Genomic DNA, 21,169 nt, shown 5'->3' on the forward strand with positions numbered 1-21,169 from the left:
GAACACCCCTCATCCGACCGAGCTCCGCTCGGCCACCTTCTCCCACAGGGGGAGAAGGAAGAGGCGCTCAGGCCTATTCCCGCGAAATAAGCTCCTCGCCGCCGATGACCAGCCTGAGGCCGAGGTCGCCGGCGCGGCGGCGGGCGAGGAAGCGCGGGCGGCGCATGGTCGAGACGCGACCTTTGCGACGGTCCTGCGCCGGGAGCGCCTTGATGGCGGCGCCGAGTGATTCTTCCAGCGTGCGAGCAATGCCGTCGGCCTCGATCAGAAGCATCGGCAGGCGGTAGGCCTCGGCCCAGGCGCGCCAGTCGGCGGCGACGTCGTCGAGATCGTCGGCGACCAGCAGCGGCACCGACAGCATCGGGTCGTTGTGCAGAAGCTCAAGCGTCACTGTGACATTGCCATCCGGATCCTCCATGGCGCGGGCGGCGACGCCGCGAAACGCGTTGGCGGGCAGAGCGATGATCGCCGGCACGCCACTCATCTCCAGCGTGCGGCGGATAACCGCGCCGCGCTGATCGATGGTGAAGGTAACGTCGCCATAGTCGTCGCGCGTGGCGTAGCTCACCACCTGCGGCAGGCGGAATGGGTCGAGGCGCATATTGCGCCCGGCCCAGACTGGCTTCAGTCCAGTGTTCATATCGTGCCTTTCCTGTTTCTCCTGAGAGCCGGTGTTTCCGGATCTCCGGGCCGGTTTTCCCAGCCTCGTTGTGGAGAAACATTAGCGCGAGCTTCTTATCCTCGCGCTTAAGAAAGTCGGTTAAATTTTGCTGATCCGAGGCGGATGGTTATCGGAATACGAACCGGCGCGGGCCGGCGAAAGGATCAGATAACCTTACCGGGATTCATGATGCCGGCGGGATCGAAAGCGGCCTTCACCCTGCGCATCAGCTCGATCGCGATCGGCGGCGCCGTCGCGATCAATTCGTCCCGCTTCAACTGGCCGATGCCGTGCTCGGCCGAGATCGAGCCATGAAACGAGCGCACGACGTCGTGCACGGCCTTGTTCATGACGTGGTAAAGGCCGAGAAACGCCTCGTCGTCACCGTCGACCGGCCGGGAAATGTTGTAGTGCAGATTGCCGTCGCCCATGTGGCCGAAGCAGACGACGCGTGCGCCGGGACTGACCGATTGCACGGCGCCGGCGGCCTTTTCGATGAAGGGCGGGATCGACGCCACCGGTACCGAGATGTCGTGCTTGATCGAGGCACCTTCGGGTCTCTGCGCCTCGGGCAGCACTTCGCGGAAATTCCAGAACGCATCGCCCTGGGCGATGCTTGACGCGATCACCGCATCGCCGACGATCCCTTGCTCGAGGCCTGCCTCCAGCACCTCTTCGATCAGCGCCCGTGCATCCTCGGCCGAGCGGCCCGACGAGATCTGCATCAGCACATACCACGGCCAATCGCCGGCCAGCGGCCGCACTACGCCTTGTTCGTGGGCAAGCGTGAAGTCGTAAGGCCTCTGGCCGATCAGCTCGAAGGCGGTGAGCGCTGCCCCTGCACGGTCCATCGCGAGGCTGAACAGCGACAGTGCCGCCTCCGGCGATGACAGGCCGACAAACGCCACCTCGCGCCCCTTGGGCTTGGGGAAAAGCTTGAGCACGGCGGCGGTGATGATGCCGAGCGTACCCTCGGCGCCGACGAACAGGTCCTTCAGATCATAACCGGTATTGTCCTTCTTCAGCTTGCGCAGATCGTCGAACACTTCGCCGGTCGGCAGCACCACTTCGACGCCGAGGCAGAGTTCGCGCGCATTGCCGTAGGCAAGCACGCCGGTGCCACCGGCGTTGGAAGAGAGATTGCCGCCGATCTGGCAGGAGCCTTGCGCGGCAAGCGACAGCGGAAACAGCCGGTCGGCGGCATCGGCCGCTTCCTGCAGCGTCTGCAGGATGACGCCGGTTTCGACCGTCACCGTGTTGGACAGGGTATCGATCTCACGGATGCGGTTTAGCCGCGACAGCGACAGCACGATCTCGCGGCCGGACGCGTCCGGCACCTGGGCGCCGACCAGCCCGGTGTTGCCGCTTTGCGGTACAATCGGCGTGCCCGTTTCGCTCGCCAGCCGCATGATGCGGCTGACCTCCTCGACGGTCCCCGGCCTCAGCACCAGCGCCGTCCTGCCGTGCCAAAGTCCGCGCCGCTCGGCGAGGTAAGGCGTGATGTCCTGCTGGTCGCGCAGCGCATATTTGTCGCCGACGATTGTCACAAAGCGCGCGATGACGGCAGGATCGAGGTCGGGGGAAATGTCGTTCATGGGTGGAAACTATGGTGCTCAATCCATCTTGTCACGAGGGGCGATCTTGTCACGCGGGGCGGCGGCGCGCGAAAGCCTGTCGTTGATCGCCTCGCCCAGCCCTTCGAACGGGATCGGCTCGACGGCGATGGTTTTGGCGCCGCTGCCATCGAGATCCTGCAGATGAGCGAAGAGATTGCTTGCTGCCTCGCGCAGGTCGCCGGTCTCCGACAAATTGCGCAGTGCGGCTGCATCGCGCCAGCCCTCGGCACGGCGGCGGCCGAAGGCCAGCAAGGCTTCGCCTGTGGCGACCTTGCCGGCATTGAGCCGCACCGCCGCACCCGGAGCGTAATGCGAGGCGAGCATGCCGGGCGCCTCGATGTCCGAAGCGCCGCGCAGCAACTTTGTCCCGGCCACTGCTTCGATCTCTTCGGCGGCAATGCCGCCCGGTCGCAGCAGCCGCAGCTTTCCGGCTTCGACCTTGAGGATCGTCGATTCCAGCCCGACCCGCGTCGCGCCGCCATCGACGATGAGCTTGATCCGGGGACCGAGGTCGGCGGCCACGGCCTCGGCCGTGGTGGCGCTGATCCTGCCCGAGGAATTGGCGCTGGGCGCCGCAAGCGCGCGGCCGAACCTGGCGATCAGCTCGCCGCCAAAGCCTTTCGGCATGCGCAGCGCGATGGTGTCCAGACCGGCGGTGACCAGCGGATGAATGCCGTTGCCGGGCCGCTGCGGGAGAACCAGCGTCAGCGGTCCCGGCCAGAATGCCTGCGCCAATCTTTCCGACAGCGGATCGAACAGCGCGATGCGCTCGGCCATCGTCGGATCGGCTATATGGGCGATCAGCGGGTTGAAGCGCGGGCGACCCTTGGCTTCGAAGATACGAGCCACGGCAACGCCATTGGTCGCGTCGCCGGCCAGCCCATAGACGGTCTCGGTCGGTATGGCGACGACGTCGCCGCTTTCGAGCAGCGCCAACGCCCTTTCCATCGCCTCGCCGACGGTACGAATTTCAGCCACTGTCGTCACCTCACGGATGCGGGTGCCTAATACGGCGACGCCGGGCGAGCAAGCCCAGGCGTTGGCGAATCGCAAATCGCTAAAATGCTATGTTTCCCCGCAAGCCGGCATCAACTGCCCTCGGCTAGGGTGCCGTCTTCTTGGGCAAGGGGAACTATCATGCTTTCGATGCGTATCCTTGGTGCGCTTGGTCTGGCGGTTATGGCCGGCACGGCACAGGCCTCGTCGCTGGTTTTTCTCGGGCAGACGACGGCGACGCCTTCGGTGGTCGGTACGGTGGCCAGTCCCGGCTCGGTCGAGCGGACGAAAACACCGTCGATCGTCGCGCTTGGCGAGAAGCTGGCCAACGTCAATGGAAACGTCACCGATGAAAAGGTCGCGGCAATCCCGAGCCAGCCGAGCCATGGCTTCACCGGAAGCCCGATGATCATTCGCGGCGGTATCGTCGGCGATGCCTTTGCAACGCCCGCGCCCAGAGCCGCGCCGGCCACCGCCGCCGCGCCCGCCGCGAACAGCAAGGCCGATCCAAAGGTCGCCAGCAAAACCCCTGAGCCGGCAGCGCCGCAGCCTGCGCCGCTAGCAGCTCCCGACCAGCCCAAATAGCGCCACAAGCGATGATTTTTTCCCAGACGTCAGCCGGCTATCTTGGAGAAATCCGCGACCCGGTCGGTCGCCGCGCGGATGCGGGCGAGCAATGCCAGGCGATTGGCGCGCACCGCCTGGTCCTCGTCGTTTACCAGGACTTTCTCAAAGAATGAATCAACCGGCTCGCGCAACACGCTAAGCGCCAGCATGGCGGCGGAAAAGTCTTCGTTTTGAATTCCTTCGCCGGCTTGCCTCTCGGCCTGATTCACCGCCGCGAACAGGGTTTTTTCGGCGCCCTCCCGGAACAGAGCCGGCTCAACGCTGCTTGCGATCGCTGTCGCCTTCTTCTCTTCGGCAGCCACGATGTTGGCCGCGCGCTTGGTGCCGGCAAGCAGGTTCTTGCCGTCCTCGGTGTCGAGGAACGAGCCAAGGGCTTCGACCCGGCGGACGATTTGCAGAAGGTCGTCGTTTTGCGAAGCCCCCTCATCCGGCCGCTTCGCGGCCACCTTCTCCCCGAGGGGAGAAGAGGTCGCCAACGCCGGTGCCAGCCTCTTCTCCCCAGCGGGGAGAAGGTGGCCCGAAGGGCCGGATGAGGGGGCAGCGCCACTCGCCAGCACCGCGTCGATCAGGTCGTGCCGCGCACCCTGATCGCGGAGATAGACTTTGAGGCGATCGTGGAAGAAGGAGAGGAGATTGTTGATCTCTTGCTGCTGCCTTTCTCCGGAACGCTCAAAGGTGTTGTTTGAGATTGCGGAATCGCGTTCGATGACGAGATCGGTAAGCGAATCTCCTCCGAGTTGCTGCTCTAGCTCCGCAGCAATTTCGAACTGTCGGTCGAGTTTGGGATCGCGTATGTGACCTGCAATATCTTCGGACGCGATATTGGCCACAGATTTCAGGGACAACCTAATCCCGTTCTCAATCAGTATCCTCGTTACCCCCAGCGCCGCTCTCCGCAGCGCATAGGGGTCCTTCGATCCGGTCGGTTTTTCGTCGATCGCCCAGAACCCGACCAGCGTATCGAGCTTGTCGGCGAGCGCCACGGCGATCGATACCGGATCAGTCGGCACGCGATCTGACGGCCCCTGCGGCTTGTAGTGCTCCTCGATCGCAGCGGCGACCGACGGATGCTCGCGTTGCAGCAGGGCGTATTTGCGACCCATGGCGCCCTGCAGTTCCGGGAATTCGCCAACCACCTCGGTGGTGAGATCGGCCTTGGCGAGGACGGCAGCGCGACGCGCCAGCGCGGTAATCTCCCCCCTTGAGGGGGAGATGTCGCCGAAGGCGACAGAGGGGATCGGTGCATCCTGACGCGACTCTCTCTTGTGGACCGAGGATGCCGGCGCTTCACGCGAAGCGACCCCCTCTGGCCTGCCGGCCATCTCCCCCTCAAGGGGGGAGATTGCGCGCACCACGATTGGTGCCAGTTCTTCGGCCAAGCGCGCAATCCGCTCCACCCGCTCGCCCTGCGTGCCGAGCTTGGCATGAAACGTCACATTGAGATGGTCGAGGCGGGCCATGCGCTGGTCGAGCGGCTTGTTGAGGTCAAGCCCGAACTTTTCCGCCGATGCCTGCAACTGGTCGAGATCCGGCAGGTCGCCCTGGTCGGTCTTCCAGAAATAGAGCGCGTCGGACAGGCGGGCGCGCACCACCTTGCCGTTGCCATGGGCGATCTCCTTGCCGCCATCCTTGGCCTCGACATTGGCGGTCAGGATGAAGCGGTTGGAGAGCTCTTCGCCCGCGCCATGCGGCCGCGTCACAAAACACTTCTGGTTGGCGCGGATGGTGAGCCGGATCACCTCGGCCGGAATGGCCAGAAAATCCTGCTCGAATTCGCCCATCAGCACGACGGGCCATTCGACCAGGCCCGACACTTCCTCCAGCAGCCCCTCGTCCTCGACGAGGTCGAGCCCGCTGGCGAAGGCGAGGTTCCTGGCATCGGCAAGAATGATCTCCTTGCGTCGGTCGGCATCGAGCACGACCTTGGCCGCTTCAAGCTTGGCGACGTAATCGTCAAAGCGGCGCACCGTGATGGCGCCCGGCGCATGAAAACGGTGGCCGTAGGTGACGTTGCCTGAGCGGATACCGTCGATCTCGAAATCGACCACCACCGGCTCCTCGGTTTCCGGGCCGAAGGTGCACAGGATCGATTGCAGCGGCCGCACCCAGCGCAGCGACCCGGGCTTGGCCGACGCCGGCCCCCAGCGCATCGATTTCGGCCAGGGGAAGTTGCGGATGATGCCCGGCACCAGCTCGGCGATGATCTGCTCCGCCGACCTGCCCGGCCTGGAAATATGGGCGACATAGAAGTCGCCCTTCTTCGGATCGGAATGGACATGCGCCTCGGCAATCGAGGCAAGGCCGGCCTTGCGCAGAAAACCTTGCACCGCCTGCTCGGGCGCCTTGGTCGAGGGGCCCTTGATCTCCTCGCTGATGTCCTTCGAGCGGGCGGTCAGGCCGCGGATGTCGAGCGCCAACCGACGCGGCGTCCAATATTCGCGCGCCGCCTCATAGGTCAGCCCGGCTTCGACCAGACCGTCGGTCAAAAGCTTCCTGAGATCGCCGGCCGCCTTGCGCTGCATGCGAGCGGGGATTTCTTCGGAACGAAGTTCTAGAAGCAGGTCAGGCATTGAAAGAGCTCACGCGACAAAAAACAGCCGCCGCTTCGCGGCGTCCTCCCCCATCGAGGCGGAGGTAAGCGGGGCATAGCAACTCGGTCGGCTGCTGTCACCCTTCCCAGCAAGATCGGGCCAGCACGATCAAGGCGTCCAGCGGCGATTTCCGAAAAAATTCAGCCTCCTGTCGGACACGCGCCGGTCCGCCCGTCCTTGGATCAAAGATTTCCATGAACCGAACGCAGCGCTGAAGCGACCAACGCTCAGGCAGAGAGCTATTGGCTGAACGACCATGAAAACGGCATCGACATTCCTGCAGATCCTCGCGCTCAGCGCCTGTTTTACAGCGCAGGTGCACGGTGCCTTCTCGATGCCCGGCGTCCGGCAGGCGCTGCGGACAATAGCCGGTGCAAGCGGCCAAGGCACGTTGCCAATCAGCGCCCCTGTCGAAATCGCCTGGAGCTAAGCCGCCATTCCACCCGCCTGCGTCAGCAGAAACGCCTCGCCGCAGGCTTTGGCCAGATTGCGCACCCGCAAGATGTAGCTCTGGCGCTCGGTGACGGAAATGACGCCGCGTGCGTCGAGCAGGTTGAAGACATGGCTGGCCTTGATGCACTGGTCGTAGGCGGGGAATACCATCCTGTGCATCGCCAGATTGTCGTTCGACGCCGGCGCGCCGGCTTGTAGCAGCGCCTTGCACTCGGCCTCGGCGTCTTCGAAATGCCTGAGCAGCATCACCGTGTTGGCGAATTCGAAATTGTGGCGCGAATATTCCTGCTCGGCCTGCAGGAAGACGTCGCCATAGGTCACCTTGTCGGCGCCTTCGCGGCCGTTGAAGTTGAGGTCGTAGACATTGTCGACGCCCTGCACATACATGGCCAGCCGTTCCAGCCCGTAAGTGAGCTCACCCGCCACCGGCGCGCATTCGATGCCGCAGACCTGCTGGAAATAGGTGAACTGCGACACCTCCATGCCGTCGCACCAGCACTCCCAGCCCAGTCCCCAGGCGCCCAGTGTCGGGCTTTCCCAGTCGTCCTCGACGAAGCGGATGTCGTGCAGCAGCGGATCGATGCCGATCGCGGCCAGCGAGCCGAGGTAAAGCTCCTGCAAATTGGGCGGATTGGGCTTCAGGATCACCTGGTATTGGTAATAATGCTGCAGCCGGTTCGGATTTTCGCCATAGCGGCCGTCCTTGGGGCGGCGCGAGGGCTGGACATAGGCCGCGTTCCAGCGTTTTGGGCCGAGCGCGCGCAATGTCGTTGCCGGATGAAAGGTACCGGCGCCGACTTCCATGTCGTAAGGCTGGAGGACGACGCAGCCATAGTCCGCCCAATAATTATGCAAGGTCAGGATCAGCCCCTGGAACGAGCGGCTGGGATGCGTGTGGGCAGGGATGTCAACGGTCACGGCGGCCTCCGGCGGGATGCGGCACCTCGTAGAGTGCCGCTCCGCGACCGTCAAGGCGATGGGGTCACCCCTTCGGGGCGGGCGCCGGCTCGGGCTTTACGTTCGGGGTTTCCTGCGCCGTGTTGGATTCGATCGGCGGCAGGCCCTTCATCAGCTTTTGCTGCAAGGCGGCAAGCACGTCCGGGTCCGGCTTCAGGTCGCGGGCCTGGTTCCACTGGAAGGTGGCTTCCAGCTTGCGGCCAACGCGCCAGTAGGCGTCGCCGAGGTGATCGTTGAGCACCGGATCCTCCGGCTTCAACGAAACGGCGCGTTCCATTTCGCGCACAGCGTCGTCGAACTGGCCCAGGCGATAATAGGCCCAGCCCAGCGAATCGACGATGTAGCCGTCGCTCGGCCTCAGGTCGACGGCCTTCTGGATCATCGCGAGGCCTTCCTTGAGGTTCATGTCCTTGTCGACCCAGGAATAGCCGAGATAGTTCAAAACCTGCGGCTGGTCGGGGTAGAGCTCCAGCGCCTTGCGGAAATTCGGCTCGGCCTTCGGCCATTCCTTCAGCCGCTCATAGGCGATGCCGCGCTGGTAGAAGATGTTCCAGTTGACGGCGGTCGGCGTCTTCAGCACCTCGACCGCCTTGTCATAAAGATTGGCGGCGGAGCGGAAATCCTCCTTCGAGGAATAGACCCCGCCGAGCGCCAGATAGGCGCGCATGTCGTCGGGATGCGCATCGACGATGGCCTTGAGGTGGGTGATCGCCTCGTCGTTGCGGTCGAGATCGGCAAGGTTGAGGCCGAGCTGCAGGTCCGAAAGCTCCTTCAGCGGCGAACCGGCGGGAATGCGGCGATAGAGCGCGATGGCGCCCTCGCCGTCCTTCAACTGCTCGGCAACGGCGGCAAGCTGAACGAGCGCCGCGTCATTGTCGGGCCGCAGCGCCAGCGCATATTGCAGATAAAGCCGCACGAACGGCTCGCCGCCGCCGCGGTTGAGCGCGGTGGCGAGATCGAGCAGGATTTCCGAGGCGCCGTCCGACGGGCCGGCAGCGAAGGGTTGGATCCTTTCGCCCTTGTTGATCTTGTCGCGAAGGGCTGCAATCTCGACCTTGCCGGGCGCAAATGTCTCGGCCTGGTCGAGCACCGACAGCGCCTTGGCCTTGTCGCCCTTACGGGCGAGGAAAGAGGCGTAGGCCTGCGCGTTGCGCATCCATGTTTCGGGGGCGGCACCGCCGGCGGCCGTGTCCTGCAGGGTGGCGGTGTAGAGCGCATCCGCCCTGTCGGGCAGGCCGGAGGCGTCGGCAATCAAGGCACGGTGGAAGGACTTGAACAGGCCGAACCAGTCGGGGCCCTGCAGCTTGTCGATGGAAGCCATGGCCTCGCCGGCGTCACCCGCACCCTGCTTGGCCCAGCCGGTCATGACGCCGGAAATCAGCCGGTCGAGATCGGATTCGAGCGACAGCTTGAGCCAGTATTCGGCCTTGGAGAAATCCTTCTTGTGGAAGGAATCGATGGCCAGCGCCAGGCGCGAGAAGCGCTCGACATCGGGAACCGCCTTGAGCTTGTCGGCGTAGACCAGGGACTCATCGAAGCGCCCCTGTGCGATCAGCGACAGCATCAGGCTCTGCTGCAGTCCCGTATCGTTCGGATCGAAGGCAAGCGCCTGCTTGTAGTAGGAGACGGCGCTGTCGAGGTCGTTGTCGCCTTCGGCAATCCGGGCCGCGAGATAGGCCCCCGAGAAGGATGTGATCCTGACCGGCTCTGCGGTCTGTTTGGCATGGACCGGCAGAGCCGAGATCGCCATGCCCGTCGCGATTGCCAGCCCCGTCAGCCAGCGCGCATATCCTTGCCGCATCATATCCCTTTCAGCCAAACGCCATCTCCGCGTCAGCGGGATCGCCGTAGACTCGATCTTTACAGGTAAAGCATGGCCTTTTTGGGGTCGTGCTTCAACCCGGCCCGAATTCACAATCGGGTCAAGCAATTAATAAACCATGCCGAAAGGGCCTGAACTGCGACCCTTGACCGCGTGGCGTCCGCTTTGGCGCTGCCTGCGCGTCGCTATTTGCCCGATGCCGTAAGCGATCCATAAGCGCCATCGGTTGAAAGCTTCCGCCATGCAACTTTGCGTGGCAGGATGAGATTTCAATTCTTGCTTCGCCAGCCATGGGGGCGCCGATGCTGGAAGTGCCGCGCGACGAAGAAGCCTTCGCCATCGTCGATCGTATCTACGAAGCAGCGTTCGCCGCCGCCGACGCCGGAGGTCAATCCCAGAAGGGCCGCCGAACAAGCCGGTAAGTGAGGCGTCACGGCCCGGAACTCAGGACGTTTGCGAAAGCCTTGCGTCGAGCGCCTGCATGGCGACGGTGACAAGATCGTGCAGCCGTTTTTTCGGAATGCCGTCGCGTGCCTGCACCGAAAGGCCGTGCATCAGCGTGGCATAATAATCGCCCAACGCCGCGGCGTCGGTGGCCGGCTTCAATTCGCCATCGCGCACGGCCTTTTTCAATCGCTCGACGATCGATGCGGTACGTGCCAGCCGGTGCTCCGCCAGCCATTGCAGCACGGCGTCATTTTCGACGGCGCAATTGGTCGCGGCCGTCACCACCATGCAGCCCTGCGGCCGCCCCGGCCGCGTATAGATTTCGACGGCGTCGCGAAGCATGCGCTCGATGACGCGCCGGACGTTTGGTTCTTCCTGCAGCGCGCGCGTGGCGAAGCCGCCCTCATTGGCTTCGTAAAGCGCCACCGCTTCGCGAAACAGGTCCTCCTTCGAGCCGAAGGCGGCATAGATGCGCGCCGATGCGAGGCCAAGCGCCGATACGAGATCGGCCATCGAGGTGCCCTCGTAGCCGCGTCTCCAAAAGGCGTCGCGGGCTTTCTCAAGCGCCTGGTCGCGGTCGAATTCCCTTGGCCTGCCTGCCATGGCGGTCTCCAATTTTTGTCGATCAACAAATAATCCGCTTGACTTCGGATTGCAAATCTCAATTCTTTGTCGATCATTAAATAATTGTCGACAAGGAGACCGGCATGAGTTCACTCGATCAAGGCGCGCCGCTCGGGGCGATGGCAGCGCAAGGAACAACCAGCGCGAAGCGCGGCGCAACGCTGGCGCTGCTCGCCTTCGCGCAGCTCATCATCGCGCTCGACCTCAACATCGTCTTCGTGGCGTTGCCGGAGATCGGCGCCGGCCTCGGATTTTCAGGCCAGACCCTGCAATGGGTGGTCAGCGCCTATACCGTGTTCACCGGCGGCTTCCTACTGTTCGGCGGCCGGGCCGCCGACCTGATCGGCCAGCGCCGCGTCTTCATCTTCGCGCTCTGGCTCTACGCGCTCTCGTCCCTGGTCGGCGGCCTCGCATGGTCGCCGCAAATCATCATTGCGGCCCGCGCCGTGCAAGGCATCGGCGGCGCCTTCCTGTTTCCGGCGACGCTGTCGCTGATCAACCGTCTGTTCGCCGAAGGACCGGAACGCAACCGGGCGCTCGCCGTCTGGGGTGGCGCAGGCGCCAGCGGCCTGACGCTCGGTTCGCTTGCCGGCGGGTTTCTGACCAGCGCCTTCGGCTGGCCGTCGGTCTTCTACGTCAACGTGCTTTTGGCCGGGATCGCCATCATCGCGGCTTTCGCCATCATTCCGCGCGATCCGAAGCCGCACGAGCACCGCAGCTTCGATCTGCCGGGCGCGCTGACCGTCACCGCCGGCGCGACCTTGCTTGTCTTCACACTGGTTCAGGGGCCCGAATATGGCTGGGGATCGACCGCAATCATCGTCAGTGCAGCACTGGCGGCATTCTTCCTGATCGCTTTCACGATGATCGAGGCGAAGAGCGCCGATCCGCTGATGCCGCTGCGCCTGTTCCACAACCGCAGCCTCGTCGCCGGCATGACGATCACCTTCCTCTACATGGCCACTTTCGGAGCGCTGCCCTACTTCCTCACCGTGCTGTTGCAGAACGTGCACGGCTTCACCGCCTTGCAGACGGGCCTCGCCTTTCTCGTGCCGTCGGTCGCCATCGCCACCGGCACGCAAGCCGGCGAGCGTCTGGCGACGCGCTTTTCGACGCGCAGCACGCTGGTCGGCATGATCGTCGGCGCGGTAGGCACAGCATTGATGGTATCAGGCGCGACCGCGGAGAGCAGCTATCTGTCCCTCGTACCCGGCCTGATCGTCTCCGGCGTCGGACAAGGCATCGTCTGGACAGCAATGTGGATTGCCGCCGCTTCCGGCGTTGCGCATGATCAGCAAGGCGTCGCCTCGGGGATGGCTTCGACGACACTCAATGTCGGCAATGCCGTCGGCATGGCCGTGCTGATTGCGATTGCGAACAGCCAAATCGGCGAATTGTCCGGCAATGCCTTGAAAATTGCCGTCGCCGACGGCATCCAGGTCGCCTTCTGGCTCGCGGCGGCGGGCATCGTCGTCAGCCTGCTCGCAGCAATGGTTCTTCCGGCAAAGGCGCGATGAGAACAGGCGCGGGCGCCGACGCCTGTCAATTCACCCGGCTGATGCAGAAATCGATGACGTCGATCAGCGCCGATTTCTGCGGCGTCGCCTCGAGCGGCGCCAGCGCGTCACGGGCGATCTCGCCGAAGTGGCGGGCGCGTCCGATGGTGTCGGCAATTGCGCCGTGGCGGAGCATCAGGCCGACGGCCTTCTCCAGTCCGGCATCGTCGGCGGCATTGTCCTCGATGGCGCGTTTCCAGAAGCTGCGCTCGGCCTTTGTGCCGCGCCGATAGGCGAGGATCACCGGCAGCGTCACCTTGCCCTCGCGGAAATCGTCGCCGACATTCTTGCCGAGGTCCTTGCTGGTGCCGCCGTAATCCAGCGCATCATCGATCAGTTGGAAGGCAAGGCCGAGATTCATGCCGTAGGAGCGGAGTGCTGCGCGATCATTGCGCGTCGCCTGGGCGATGACCGGGCCGACCTCGGCGGCGGCCGAAAACAGCGCCGCGGTCTTGGCCTTGATCACGGCGAAATGCTCATCCTCGGTGGTCTCGAGGTTTTTGGCGGCGGCGAGCTGCATCACCTCGCCTTCGGCGATGACCGAAGCCGCACTCGACAGGATGTCGAGCGCTTCCAGCGAGCCGACATCGACCATCATGCGAAAGGCCTGGCCGAGCAGGAAATCGCCGACCAAAACACTGGCCTGGTTACCCCAGATCATGCGCGCCGTCTTCTTGCCGCGCCGCATGCCGCTTTCGTCGACAACGTCGTCGTGGAGAAGTGTCGCGGTGTGCATGAATTCGACCGAGGTGGCGAGCTTGACGTGGCCGTCACCGGAATAGCCGAACATCTGGGCGGCGGCGAGCGTCAGCATCGGCCGCAGCCGTTTGCCGCCGGACGAGATCAAGTGGTTGGCAATCTCCGGGATCATCTCGACGTCCGAGCCGGCCTTCGACAGGATCAGTTCATTGACGCGCCCCATGTCGGCGGCGGTCAGGTCGATAAGGTCCTTGATCGAGGCGGCTTCCCGCTTCCCGTTTTCAATGTTGAGAACGACACCCACGGCAAAACTCCCAACCTCGATATGCACGACGGCAACATGGTCCCTGGACAGACTCTAGGGCGGCAGCCACCGGTGCGGCAAGAGGCGAATTGGCGCGGCGGCTCTGGTACATAATCACGTCCACGTTTACATCAACGCCGCAAACTGCGAGTTTCATTCGATGATAGAGCTCATCCGCACCAACGACGCCGTCATCATTTCCTTTGTCGAATCGCTGATGCGCGATGCCGGCATCGGCTTTTTCGTCGCCGACCAGAACATGAGCGTGCTCGACGGCTCGATCGGCATTCTGCCCCGCCGTGTCATGGTGGACGCCGACAAGGCCGATGCGGCGCGGCGCATCCTGACGGATGCCGGCATCGCCAACGAGATCCGCCAAAAATAATGTCCGCGTCGCCCGCTGCCCTTGTCCCGGACATGCCGGCTCATACGGTCGATGCCTTCCATCGCGGTCGCTTCTGGCTGGTGCAGCCGAGAAAGGCAGGCCACCGCGCCGGCATGGATGCGATGATGCTGGCGGCTGCCGTGCCGTCCTCGTTCGCCGGGCGGCTTGCAGACTTTGGCGCGGGTGCCGGTGCCGCCGGCCTGGCGGTACTGTCGCGCTGCCCCGGTGCCGAGGCAGTGCTCGTCGAGCGTTCTCCGGAAATGGCGGCCTTCGCCACAACCACGCTTGCCCATCCCGGCAACGCGCATCTCAGCGACCGCGCCTCGGTGCTCGTCGCCGATGTCGCGCTGTCGGGCCGGGCGCGAATGGCCGCCGGCCTCGAGGATAACAGCTTCGATTTCGTCATCATGAACCCGCCGTTCAATGCCGCCGAGGATCGCGCGACGCCCGATCCGCTGAGAAAGGCCGCGCATGTCGCGGAGGACGGGCTGTTCGACAGCTGGATCCGCAGCGCGGCGGCGGTGGTCAGGCCGGGCGGCGGGCTGGCCGTCATTGCCCGGCCGGAACAGCTCGGCGCCATCCTCGATGCCATTGCCGGCCGCTTCGGCGATGCCGAGATGCTGGCCGTCCATCCTCGCCCCGAAGCGGCAGCGATCCGCATCGTCGTCCGGGCAGCACTCGGCGCACGCGGCAAGCTGTCGATCCGGCCGCCGCTGATGCTGCATGCCTATTCAGGCAATGGCCCCTCGGAACGGGCAGAGCTGATCAATAACGGGTTGGCGTCGCTGTTCGGAGACTGATCCATTTTGATTGCCGGGGTGACGGCATTGCCGTTGGCCGGCGAATTCCTACATGCCTCAAGCAAATCGACCGGAGACAGCCCCCTCGTGAAACGTCTTTTCAATCGCCTGCTGCCGAAATCCTGGCGCTCGAACGTCGTCACCATTCCGGTCATCCGGCTGCACGGCACCATCATGCCCGGCGGCGGCCAGTTCCGGCCGAGCCTGTCGCTGGCGTCGACTGCCGGCCTTCTCGAAAAGCTGTTTTCCTTCGACGCGCCGGCGGTCGCCATCTCGATCAATTCGCCAGGCGGCTCGCCGGTGCAGTCGCGGCTGATTTTCAGGCGCATCCGCGACCTGGCAACGGAGAAAAACAAGAAGGTCCTGGTCTTCGTCGAGGACGTGGCGGCATCGGGCGGCTACATGATCGCGGTCGCCGGCGACGAGATCTTTGCCGACCCGTCCTCCATCGTCGGCTCGATCGGCGTGGTGTCGGCCTCGTTCGGCTTTCCGGAGCTGTTGAAGAAGATCGGCGTCGAGCGCCGCGTCCACACCGCCGGCCAGAACAAGGCGGTGCTCGACCCGTTCAAACCGGAAAAGAAGGAAGACGTCGAGCGCCTGAAGGCGCTGCAGCTCGAGGTCCACGAGACCTTCATCGATCTCGTCAAGGATAGGCGCGGCAGCAAGCTCAAGGACGATCCCGACCTGTTCACCGGCCTGTTCTGGACGGCCAAGAAGGGGCTCGAGCTCGGGCTGGTCGATGCCCTCGGCGACATGCGCAGCGTGCTGAAAAGCCGTTTCGGGCCGAAGACCCAGCTCAAGCTGATCACCGCGCCGCGCGGCCTGTTCGGCCGCTTCGGCCTGTTCGGCTCGAGTTTTTCGGCGCCCGATATTGCCGCCGCCGCGGCAAGCGGCGTCATCGATGCGGCGGAAGAGCGCGCGCTGTGGGCGCGCTTCGGGCTTTGAAAAGCCGGTGAAAGCGTCTAGCATAAATCATCAACCGACCCGACCGGCCGTCTTGCCGGCCTTGCGAGGGAGAGTTTGACATGCCGCAGATCATCTTCTTCGCCGTCGTCGGCATTGCCGCCTATTTCGGCTACCGCTCCTTCGTCAGGGAAGCCGAGCGGGTGACCGCCAAGGTGCGGCGTACCGAAAAGCAAGCCGCCAACGGTACGATGGGAACGCTGGTCAAGGATCCGAAGACCGGCGAATACCGTCTGGCCAAGGATTGACCGTCGTCTCCCTCGCGGCCGAGCCAGTGGATTCCGAGACCAGCATCCGGGCATCGCATGCGCACGCCAAGATAAATCTCGCGCTGCACGTCACCGGCCGGCGCGCCGACGGTTATCACACGATCGAAAGCCTGGCTGTGTTCACGCGCTTCGGCGACCGCATCGAGACGGAACTTGCCGACAGCGACGGGTTTTCCGTGTCCGGCAAATACGCCTCCGCGGTACCGGCCGACGACAATAATCTGGTGGCGAAAGCGCGCGACGCGCTGCGTCGCGAGGCCGGTCCCCAGCATGCGCCGGCTGTCGCCATCAGGCTCGAAAAGAACCTGCCGGTCGCGTCCGGCGTCGGCGGCGGGTCAAGCGACGCGGCGGCTGTGCTGCGTGCTCTGGTCCAGGCCTGGAGGCTCGACATCGGCGATGCCGAACTGGCGCGGATCGGCCTGTCGCTTGGCGCCGACGTGCCGATGTGCCTCGCAGCCAAGCCGCTGATAGCCCGCGGCATCGGCGACGAGCTGACGCTCGTGCGGAGTTTCCCGGCCCTGGGTCTGGTGCTCGTCAATCCAGGAACTGCCGTCTCGACGGCCGAAGTGTTCGAGGCGCTTGGCCGCCGCGACAATGCGGGGCTGCCGCCGCTGCCGCACAGCCTCGACTTCCACAGCATCCGCAACTGGCTGGAGATCACCCGCAACGATCTCGAGCCTGCGGCGCGTGCAATCCAGCCCGCCATCGGCAAGGCGCTTTCTGTGCTCAACAAGGCTGGAGCCGGTTTTGCCAGAATGTCTGGTTCCGGCGCCACCTGTTTCGGGCTGTTCGAGACCGGCAATGTGGCCAAGCGCGCGGCCGTCGATATCCGCAGCCGCCATCCCGACTGGTTTGTCGCCGCGACGCGAAGCATGACATCGGAGGCTGAGGCGCATGGCCAGGATTGACGAGAGCCGCCCCTTCGTTCCCGTACGCATCGCGGTACTGACCGTTTCAGATACGCGCAGCCTCGCCGACGACAAATCCGGGCAGACCCTGGCCGACCGCATCACCGAGGCCGGCCACATCCTCGCCGCTCGTGACATCGTCACCGACGACCGCGACAAGATCCGCGACAAGGTTTTGGGCTGGTCGAAGGACGATGCGATCGATGTCGTCATCACCACCGGCGGCACCGGCTTCACCGGCCGCGACGTGACGCCGGAGGCGCTGGAGCCGATCTTCGAAAAGCGCATGGACGGCTTTTCCGAAGTGTTCCACCGCATCTCCTACGACAAGATCGGCACTTCGACGATCCAGAGCCGGGCAACCGGCGGCGTCGTCAACGCCACCTTCGTCTTCGTGTTGCCGGGCTCGCCCGGCGCCTGCAAGGACGCCTGGGACGGCATTTTGAAGCCGCAGCTCGACTATCGGCACATGCCCTGCAACTTCGTCGAGATCATGCCGCGCCTGGACGAGCATTTGCGGCGCGGCTGAGACGGAGCGAGGTATCAGCCGGGCGATCCCGCCTCAGCGAATGACCGGCTCGCCGTGAAACCGCCGGCGCGACGGCGGCGAGACGCCGAAGCCGACTTCCATCATCAGTCGTGGCGTGCGCGTCGGCACGGTACCCATATGGAAGCCGAACGGATCCTCGACAAAGCCGAGACCGGCCTGCCCCGTCAGCGTGACCGGGCTCTGCTCGCCATAGACGCCCAGCACCTCTTCCGCCGAATGGCCGACCAGAAGCGTCAGCTGATGCTTCAGGATGCGGCGGTTGTGGGAGCCGCGGACATAGACATGCGGCCCGGTGTCGTTGTCGACCGGCACCAGGTAGAAAAAGAACTTCAGCATGCGCCAGTCGTCGAGGTCGAAATGGTATTTGCCGAGCGAAGCCATGTTCTTGTCGGCGTCCGAGACGCCACCGGTCGGAAAGCTCCACCAGACGCGGGTCGTGATCAGCTTGGCCTGACTGCCGAGATAGTGCGCTGCGATGTCGAGAAGCAGCGGATCGCGCTGCACGGCGACCGCAGCGTTGCAGTCGAGGACCCGCTCGAAATAATGGCCGCTGAGCAGCGGGCGGCCGAAATGCTTTTCTGCATCGGCGTGTTTTTCGGGCAGGAATTCCAGCCGGCGGTCGAAATTGCCGAAGCATGGCGTGTGCTCGGCGAAGCGGGCGATCTCCTCATGGATGGCGGCCGGCAGCATCAGGCCCGAATAGAGCCCCTCCGTCCGCAGCGCGCCGACGACGGCATCGCGATCGACGCCGGCGAACATCGTTTCACTGACATTGCGCGCCGGCCGAACCGGCTTCGCACCGCGCCAGTGCAGCCGCCGCGCCGGCATGGTGCGGGCCAGCATGAACATCGGCAGCCATGCCGGATTCTCGCGAAGGTCGGAAAGATAGGTCGGAATGCGGGCGGCGATGCGGCGCAGCGTACCGCCGTTGCGTGCGATCGCCTCGAGGCTTGCAGCGCCGGACTTGTCAGGGCTTGAAAGGGTCATCGAGGTCCTCAAATGTCGAGGGAACAGCATCGACGATAGTCGTCGTCGCCGCTCCGGCACACCCCAAACCCATTCGCCCGTATCGCTGGGAATGGTAACCCCCGGCCAGATTTTGTGCAATGCACAATAAACGACAACCCGCCAGAAAATTTGCTTGGGCGGCGTTCCCTAGGCCGGGATGGTAAGCCGTCACTTCCGCGGCGCCACCCAGATCTCGGCGTGGAGCCTTCTTGTCGCCAGGCCGCGGGCGATGGCTTCGGCGCTGCGGGCGCCCTTCGACAGCGCAGCGGCGTGACGCTTGCTGATCACCAAGCCTTCGGCGAGGGCGCGATTTCCGGCAAAGACCCGCGACAGGAACGGCGCGCGGCTGCCGCGTGCCCGCGAAAATCGCGCCGCCATGGTTTGCCTAGCAGTATGGGCGACGACCTCGTCGATCCAGCCCTCCCCCAGCCGCGCGCCCGGTTCCAGCAAGAGCAGCCAGTCGCCCTTGGCCTGCCTGATGCCGGCGGCGATGCCGCCGCTGACATAGTGGCAGCCGGCATGTTCGGCGACGCGGTGCGTCTGATCGGTCGAGCCGGTGTCGCAGACGAGAACGTCGCGCACCACGCCTTCGACCGCACCGCCGATCAGCGAGGCGAGCGTGCGGGCGAGGCCCTCCTCGTCATTCAGGGTTTCGATCAGGACGCTGAGCATGTTTAGCCGAATAGCGGAAAGCGGTGGGCAGCGCCAGTTTTTGCGGCGCGCCATCAGAAAGTTCTTGCTTTGTTCCACTCAATGCGATAGGAATACATTCATGAGCAGAGCGATTCGACAGCGGGCGGACAGTCCCTGGGAAAGGGCCAAAATGGAACAGATCGTGCGTGCCGACATTGCCGCCTTCGGCGCTGGCAGGGCCGAGATGGCGAATGCGATGATCGAGCAGAGCGGCATGCGCGTCCGTCCGGACCGCAATCGCGGCAGGTCGGCGGGCATCAATCCGTCCGGCCGTTTCGAGCCGGTCAGCCGGCATGTGTTCGACGACGGCTGGAACTCGCTGGAGGAGCTGCCACCGTTCAAGACCGAGGTACAGGTCGAGAAGCCGCGCACCATCATCACCCGCAACGAATCGCCCGACATCTCCTTCGACCGCTCGATCAATCCCTATCGCGGCTGCGAACATGGCTGCGTCTATTGCTTCGCGCGGCCGACGCACAGCTTCATGGGCCTGTCGCCGGGGCTGGATTTCGAATCGAAGCTGTTTGCCAAGCCGGATGCGGCGCGGCTGCTCGACAAGGAATTGTCCAGGGATAATTACCAGCCGCGCACCATCGCCATCGGCACCAACACCGATCCCTACCAGCCGATCGAGAAGCAATACCGGATCATGCGCGAGATCCTCGAAGTGCTGGAGGCGCGTGGGCATCCGGTCGGCATCGTCACCAAGTCAGCGCTGGTGACACGCGACATCGACATTCTGTCACGCATGGCCGAACGCGGGCTGGCCAAGGTGGCACTGTCGGTGACGACATTGGACAGGATGCTGGCCAGAACGATGGAGCCGCGCGCGTCGACGCCGACCAAGCGGCTGGAGGCGATCAGGCAGCTTTCGGACGCCGGCATTCCGGCCTCGGTGATGGTCGCACCGATCATCCCCGGACTGACCGACCCGGAAATGGAGCGCATCCTCGATTCGGCGCAGGCAGCGGGCGCGCGTGAAGCGGGCTATGTGCTGCTGCGCCTGCCGCTGGAGGTCGCGCCGATCTTCAAGGACTGGCTGCTGCGCCACTATCCCGACCGCTATCGCCACGTCATGTCGCTGATCCGTTCGATGCGCGACGGCAAGGACTACGATTCGGAATGGGGCAAGCGCATGAAAGGCTCCGGCCCTTATGCCTGGCAGATCGGCCGCCGTTTCGAGATCGCCGCCAAACGGCTCGGCCTCAATGCCGAGCGGCGCTCGCTGAGGACCGACCGGTTCGTCCCCGCCGCCAAGGCAACCGAGCAGCTGATGCTGCTGTGACAAAGCGTCTCGTGCCAGCCGCTTGAAGCGGCCGGCAACAGGCGAAAAATCCCGTCCGGCCTGTCCTGTCCCCGGGCTTGCAGACGGTAGCCCCCTCCTGGTCCGGTGCCCCGCCCGACCCGGAGGGACTTGCGGAGAATCGGAGCCGATGCGAACCTCGCCGCACCATGGCTCGCCCGCGTTCCGATTCTCCGCTTCTCTTCGAAATCGTCGAGAAACCCGACTTCTCGTTCGAGACGAAGGCAATGGCCGAAGGCCTGTGGCCGGTGGCGGGGATGGACGAGGCCGGGCGCGGCCCGCTCGCCGGGCCGGTGGTCGCGGCAGCGGTGGTGCTCGATCCCGCCAACATCCCCGACGGGCTCGACGATTCCAAGCGCCTGACGCATTTGCAGCGGGAGGCGCTGTTCCTGAAGATCCTCGGCTCCGCGCTTGCCGTGTCGATGGCCTCGGTCAGCGCCGAAGGCATCGACGCCAGCAACATCCTCAAGGCCAGCCTGGAGGCAATGCGCCGTGCCTTGATCGGGCTGTCGATCCGGCCGAAGCTGGCGCTGGCGGACGGCCGCGACGTGCCGCCCGGCCTGCCCTGCGAGGGCAGAGCGCTTATCAAGGGCGACCAGCGCTCGCAGTCGATCGCCGCCGCCTCGATCGTCGCCAAGGTGATGCGCGACCGCATGATGTGCGGCTGCGGCAGCCATCATGCGCATTACGGCTTCGAGTTGCATATGGGCTACGCCACAGTGCGCCATCGCACGGCGATCGATCTGCACGGGCCAGTGGCACGGCTGCACCGCGCCTCCTTCGCGCCGTTCCGGTTCGGCGGCACCGAGGTGCTGGAGGAAGAGGGCCTTTCGGGCCTGGATTGAGCGAAAGCGATAGTGTCCTGAAGGTTCTGCAAAAAGTTTTGGAGAGAGAACGGCGCTTGCTCTGAAGGGCGAGCGGCCATGGCACGGTGGTG

General features: G+C 64.5%; 21 protein-coding genes. 11 read left to right on the plus strand and 10 right to left on the minus strand.

The features are described from left to right. Positions 1-73 precede the first annotated feature (73 nt). From NKH43_RS17765 to NKH43_RS17775, 3 genes are all read right to left on the minus strand, one after another. Positions 74-640, minus strand: a complete 567-nt coding sequence (locus tag NKH43_RS17765) for a DUF6101 family protein (protein ID WP_352859196.1) — start codon at positions 638-640, stop codon at positions 74-76. A gap of 185 nt (positions 641-825) precedes the next feature. Then, positions 826-2,256: an FAD-binding oxidoreductase gene (locus tag NKH43_RS17770; protein ID WP_352859198.1), complete on the minus strand. Its 1,431-nt coding sequence runs from the start codon at positions 2,254-2,256 to the stop codon at positions 826-828. A gap of 18 nt (positions 2,257-2,274) precedes the next feature. Then, complete coding sequence (locus NKH43_RS17775; RefSeq protein ID WP_352548669.1) at positions 2,275-3,255, minus strand: L-threonylcarbamoyladenylate synthase; 981 nt, start codon at positions 3,253-3,255, stop codon at positions 2,275-2,277. Between the two features lie 159 nt (positions 3,256-3,414). Here NKH43_RS17775 and NKH43_RS17780 point away from each other — a divergent pair, with 159 nt between their 5' ends. Next, positions 3,415-3,858, plus strand: coding sequence for a hypothetical protein (locus tag NKH43_RS17780; RefSeq protein ID WP_352548670.1), 444 nt, complete (start codon positions 3,415-3,417; stop codon positions 3,856-3,858). Between the two features lie 29 nt (positions 3,859-3,887). Here the strand turns inward: NKH43_RS17780 and glyS are convergent, their stop codons facing one another. Further along, positions 3,888-6,470 carry a glycine--tRNA ligase subunit beta gene (glyS, locus tag NKH43_RS17785; RefSeq protein ID WP_352483731.1) on the minus strand — a complete coding sequence of 861 codons (2,583 nt, stop codon included), beginning with the start codon at positions 6,468-6,470 and terminating at the stop codon, positions 3,888-3,890. 277 nt (positions 6,471-6,747) lie between these two features. Here glyS and NKH43_RS17790 point away from each other — a divergent pair, with 277 nt between their 5' ends. Continuing rightward, complete coding sequence (locus tag NKH43_RS17790) at positions 6,748-6,921, plus strand: hypothetical protein (protein ID WP_023716871.1); 174 nt, start codon at positions 6,748-6,750, stop codon at positions 6,919-6,921. Here the strand turns inward: NKH43_RS17790 and NKH43_RS17795 are convergent. From NKH43_RS17795 to NKH43_RS17805, 3 genes are all read right to left on the minus strand, one after another. Continuing rightward, a complete protein-coding gene (locus NKH43_RS17795; RefSeq protein ID WP_023716870.1) occupies positions 6,918-7,862 on the minus strand; it encodes a glycine--tRNA ligase subunit alpha in 945 nt (314 codons plus the stop codon). The genes NKH43_RS17790 and NKH43_RS17795 overlap by 4 nt on opposite strands. Before the next feature lie 64 nt (positions 7,863-7,926). After that, entirely contained in the window at positions 7,927-9,702 is a 1,776-nt protein-coding gene (locus NKH43_RS17800; protein ID WP_023716869.1) for a tetratricopeptide repeat protein, read from the minus strand. Positions 9,703-10,167: 465 nt separating this feature from the next. Further along, a complete protein-coding gene (locus NKH43_RS17805; RefSeq protein WP_023716867.1) occupies positions 10,168-10,773 on the minus strand; it encodes a TetR/AcrR family transcriptional regulator in 606 nt (201 codons plus the stop codon). 104 nt (positions 10,774-10,877) lie between these two features. On the opposite strand from NKH43_RS17805, the gene NKH43_RS17810 reads away from it, so the two are divergent. Then, positions 10,878-12,311 (plus strand): MFS transporter, encoded by a 1,434-nt coding sequence (locus tag NKH43_RS17810; RefSeq protein WP_352859199.1) that lies wholly within the window; start codon positions 10,878-10,880, stop codon positions 12,309-12,311. 25 nt (positions 12,312-12,336) lie between these two features. Here NKH43_RS17810 and NKH43_RS17815 read toward each other — a convergent pair whose 3' ends face one another. Next, positions 12,337-13,353, minus strand: coding sequence for a polyprenyl synthetase family protein (locus tag NKH43_RS17815; RefSeq protein WP_023716865.1), 1,017 nt, complete (start codon positions 13,351-13,353; stop codon positions 12,337-12,339). Positions 13,354-13,513: 160 nt separating this feature from the next. Here NKH43_RS17815 and NKH43_RS17820 point away from each other — a divergent pair, with 160 nt between their 5' ends. The 6 genes from NKH43_RS17820 (at position 13,514) to moaB (ending at position 17,207) form a co-directional block, all read left to right on the plus strand. Beyond that, on the plus strand, positions 13,514-13,738 hold the full coding sequence (locus NKH43_RS17820) for a putative signal transducing protein (protein WP_023716864.1): 225 nt from the start codon (positions 13,514-13,516) through the stop codon (positions 13,736-13,738). Further along, positions 13,738-14,538, plus strand: a complete 801-nt coding sequence (locus NKH43_RS17825; protein ID WP_352483733.1) for a tRNA1(Val) (adenine(37)-N6)-methyltransferase — start codon at positions 13,738-13,740, stop codon at positions 14,536-14,538. Before NKH43_RS17820 ends, NKH43_RS17825 begins: the two co-directional genes overlap by 1 nt. Before the next feature lie 87 nt (positions 14,539-14,625). Next, the gene (locus tag NKH43_RS17830; protein ID WP_023716862.1) at positions 14,626-15,483 is read left to right on the plus strand and encodes a S49 family peptidase; all 858 of its coding nucleotides are present in this window, start codon (positions 14,626-14,628) and stop codon (positions 15,481-15,483) included. A gap of 80 nt (positions 15,484-15,563) precedes the next feature. Further along, the gene (locus NKH43_RS17835; protein WP_023674078.1) at positions 15,564-15,749 is read left to right on the plus strand and encodes a membrane protein; all 186 of its coding nucleotides are present in this window, start codon (positions 15,564-15,566) and stop codon (positions 15,747-15,749) included. 26 nt (positions 15,750-15,775) lie between these two features. Beyond that, entirely contained in the window at positions 15,776-16,678 is a 903-nt protein-coding gene (locus tag NKH43_RS17840; RefSeq protein ID WP_023716861.1) for a 4-(cytidine 5'-diphospho)-2-C-methyl-D-erythritol kinase, read from the plus strand. Then, complete coding sequence (gene moaB / locus NKH43_RS17845) at positions 16,665-17,207, plus strand: molybdenum cofactor biosynthesis protein B (RefSeq protein WP_023716860.1); 543 nt, start codon at positions 16,665-16,667, stop codon at positions 17,205-17,207. Before NKH43_RS17840 ends, moaB begins: the two co-directional genes overlap by 14 nt. A gap of 33 nt (positions 17,208-17,240) precedes the next feature. Here moaB and NKH43_RS17850 read toward each other — a convergent pair whose 3' ends face one another. Then, complete coding sequence (locus tag NKH43_RS17850) at positions 17,241-18,215, minus strand: phytanoyl-CoA dioxygenase family protein (RefSeq protein WP_352548673.1); 975 nt, start codon at positions 18,213-18,215, stop codon at positions 17,241-17,243. 189 nt (positions 18,216-18,404) lie between these two features. Next, complete coding sequence (locus tag NKH43_RS17855; RefSeq protein WP_352548747.1) at positions 18,405-18,908, minus strand: glycosyltransferase; 504 nt, start codon at positions 18,906-18,908, stop codon at positions 18,405-18,407. Between the two features lie 151 nt (positions 18,909-19,059). On the opposite strand from NKH43_RS17855, the gene NKH43_RS17860 reads away from it, so the two are divergent. Together NKH43_RS17860 and rnhB are read left to right on the plus strand one after the other, a co-directional pair. After that, complete coding sequence (locus NKH43_RS17860; RefSeq protein ID WP_023716857.1) at positions 19,060-20,214, plus strand: PA0069 family radical SAM protein; 1,155 nt, start codon at positions 19,060-19,062, stop codon at positions 20,212-20,214. A gap of 167 nt (positions 20,215-20,381) precedes the next feature. Continuing rightward, the gene (gene rnhB, locus NKH43_RS17865; protein ID WP_023716856.1) at positions 20,382-21,077 is read left to right on the plus strand and encodes a ribonuclease HII; all 696 of its coding nucleotides are present in this window, start codon (positions 20,382-20,384) and stop codon (positions 21,075-21,077) included. The last annotated feature ends 92 nt before the right edge of the window (positions 21,078-21,169 follow it).

The organism is Mesorhizobium sp. M1163, assembly GCF_040318415.1.
GTDB lineage: Bacteria > Pseudomonadota > Alphaproteobacteria > Rhizobiales > Rhizobiaceae > Mesorhizobium.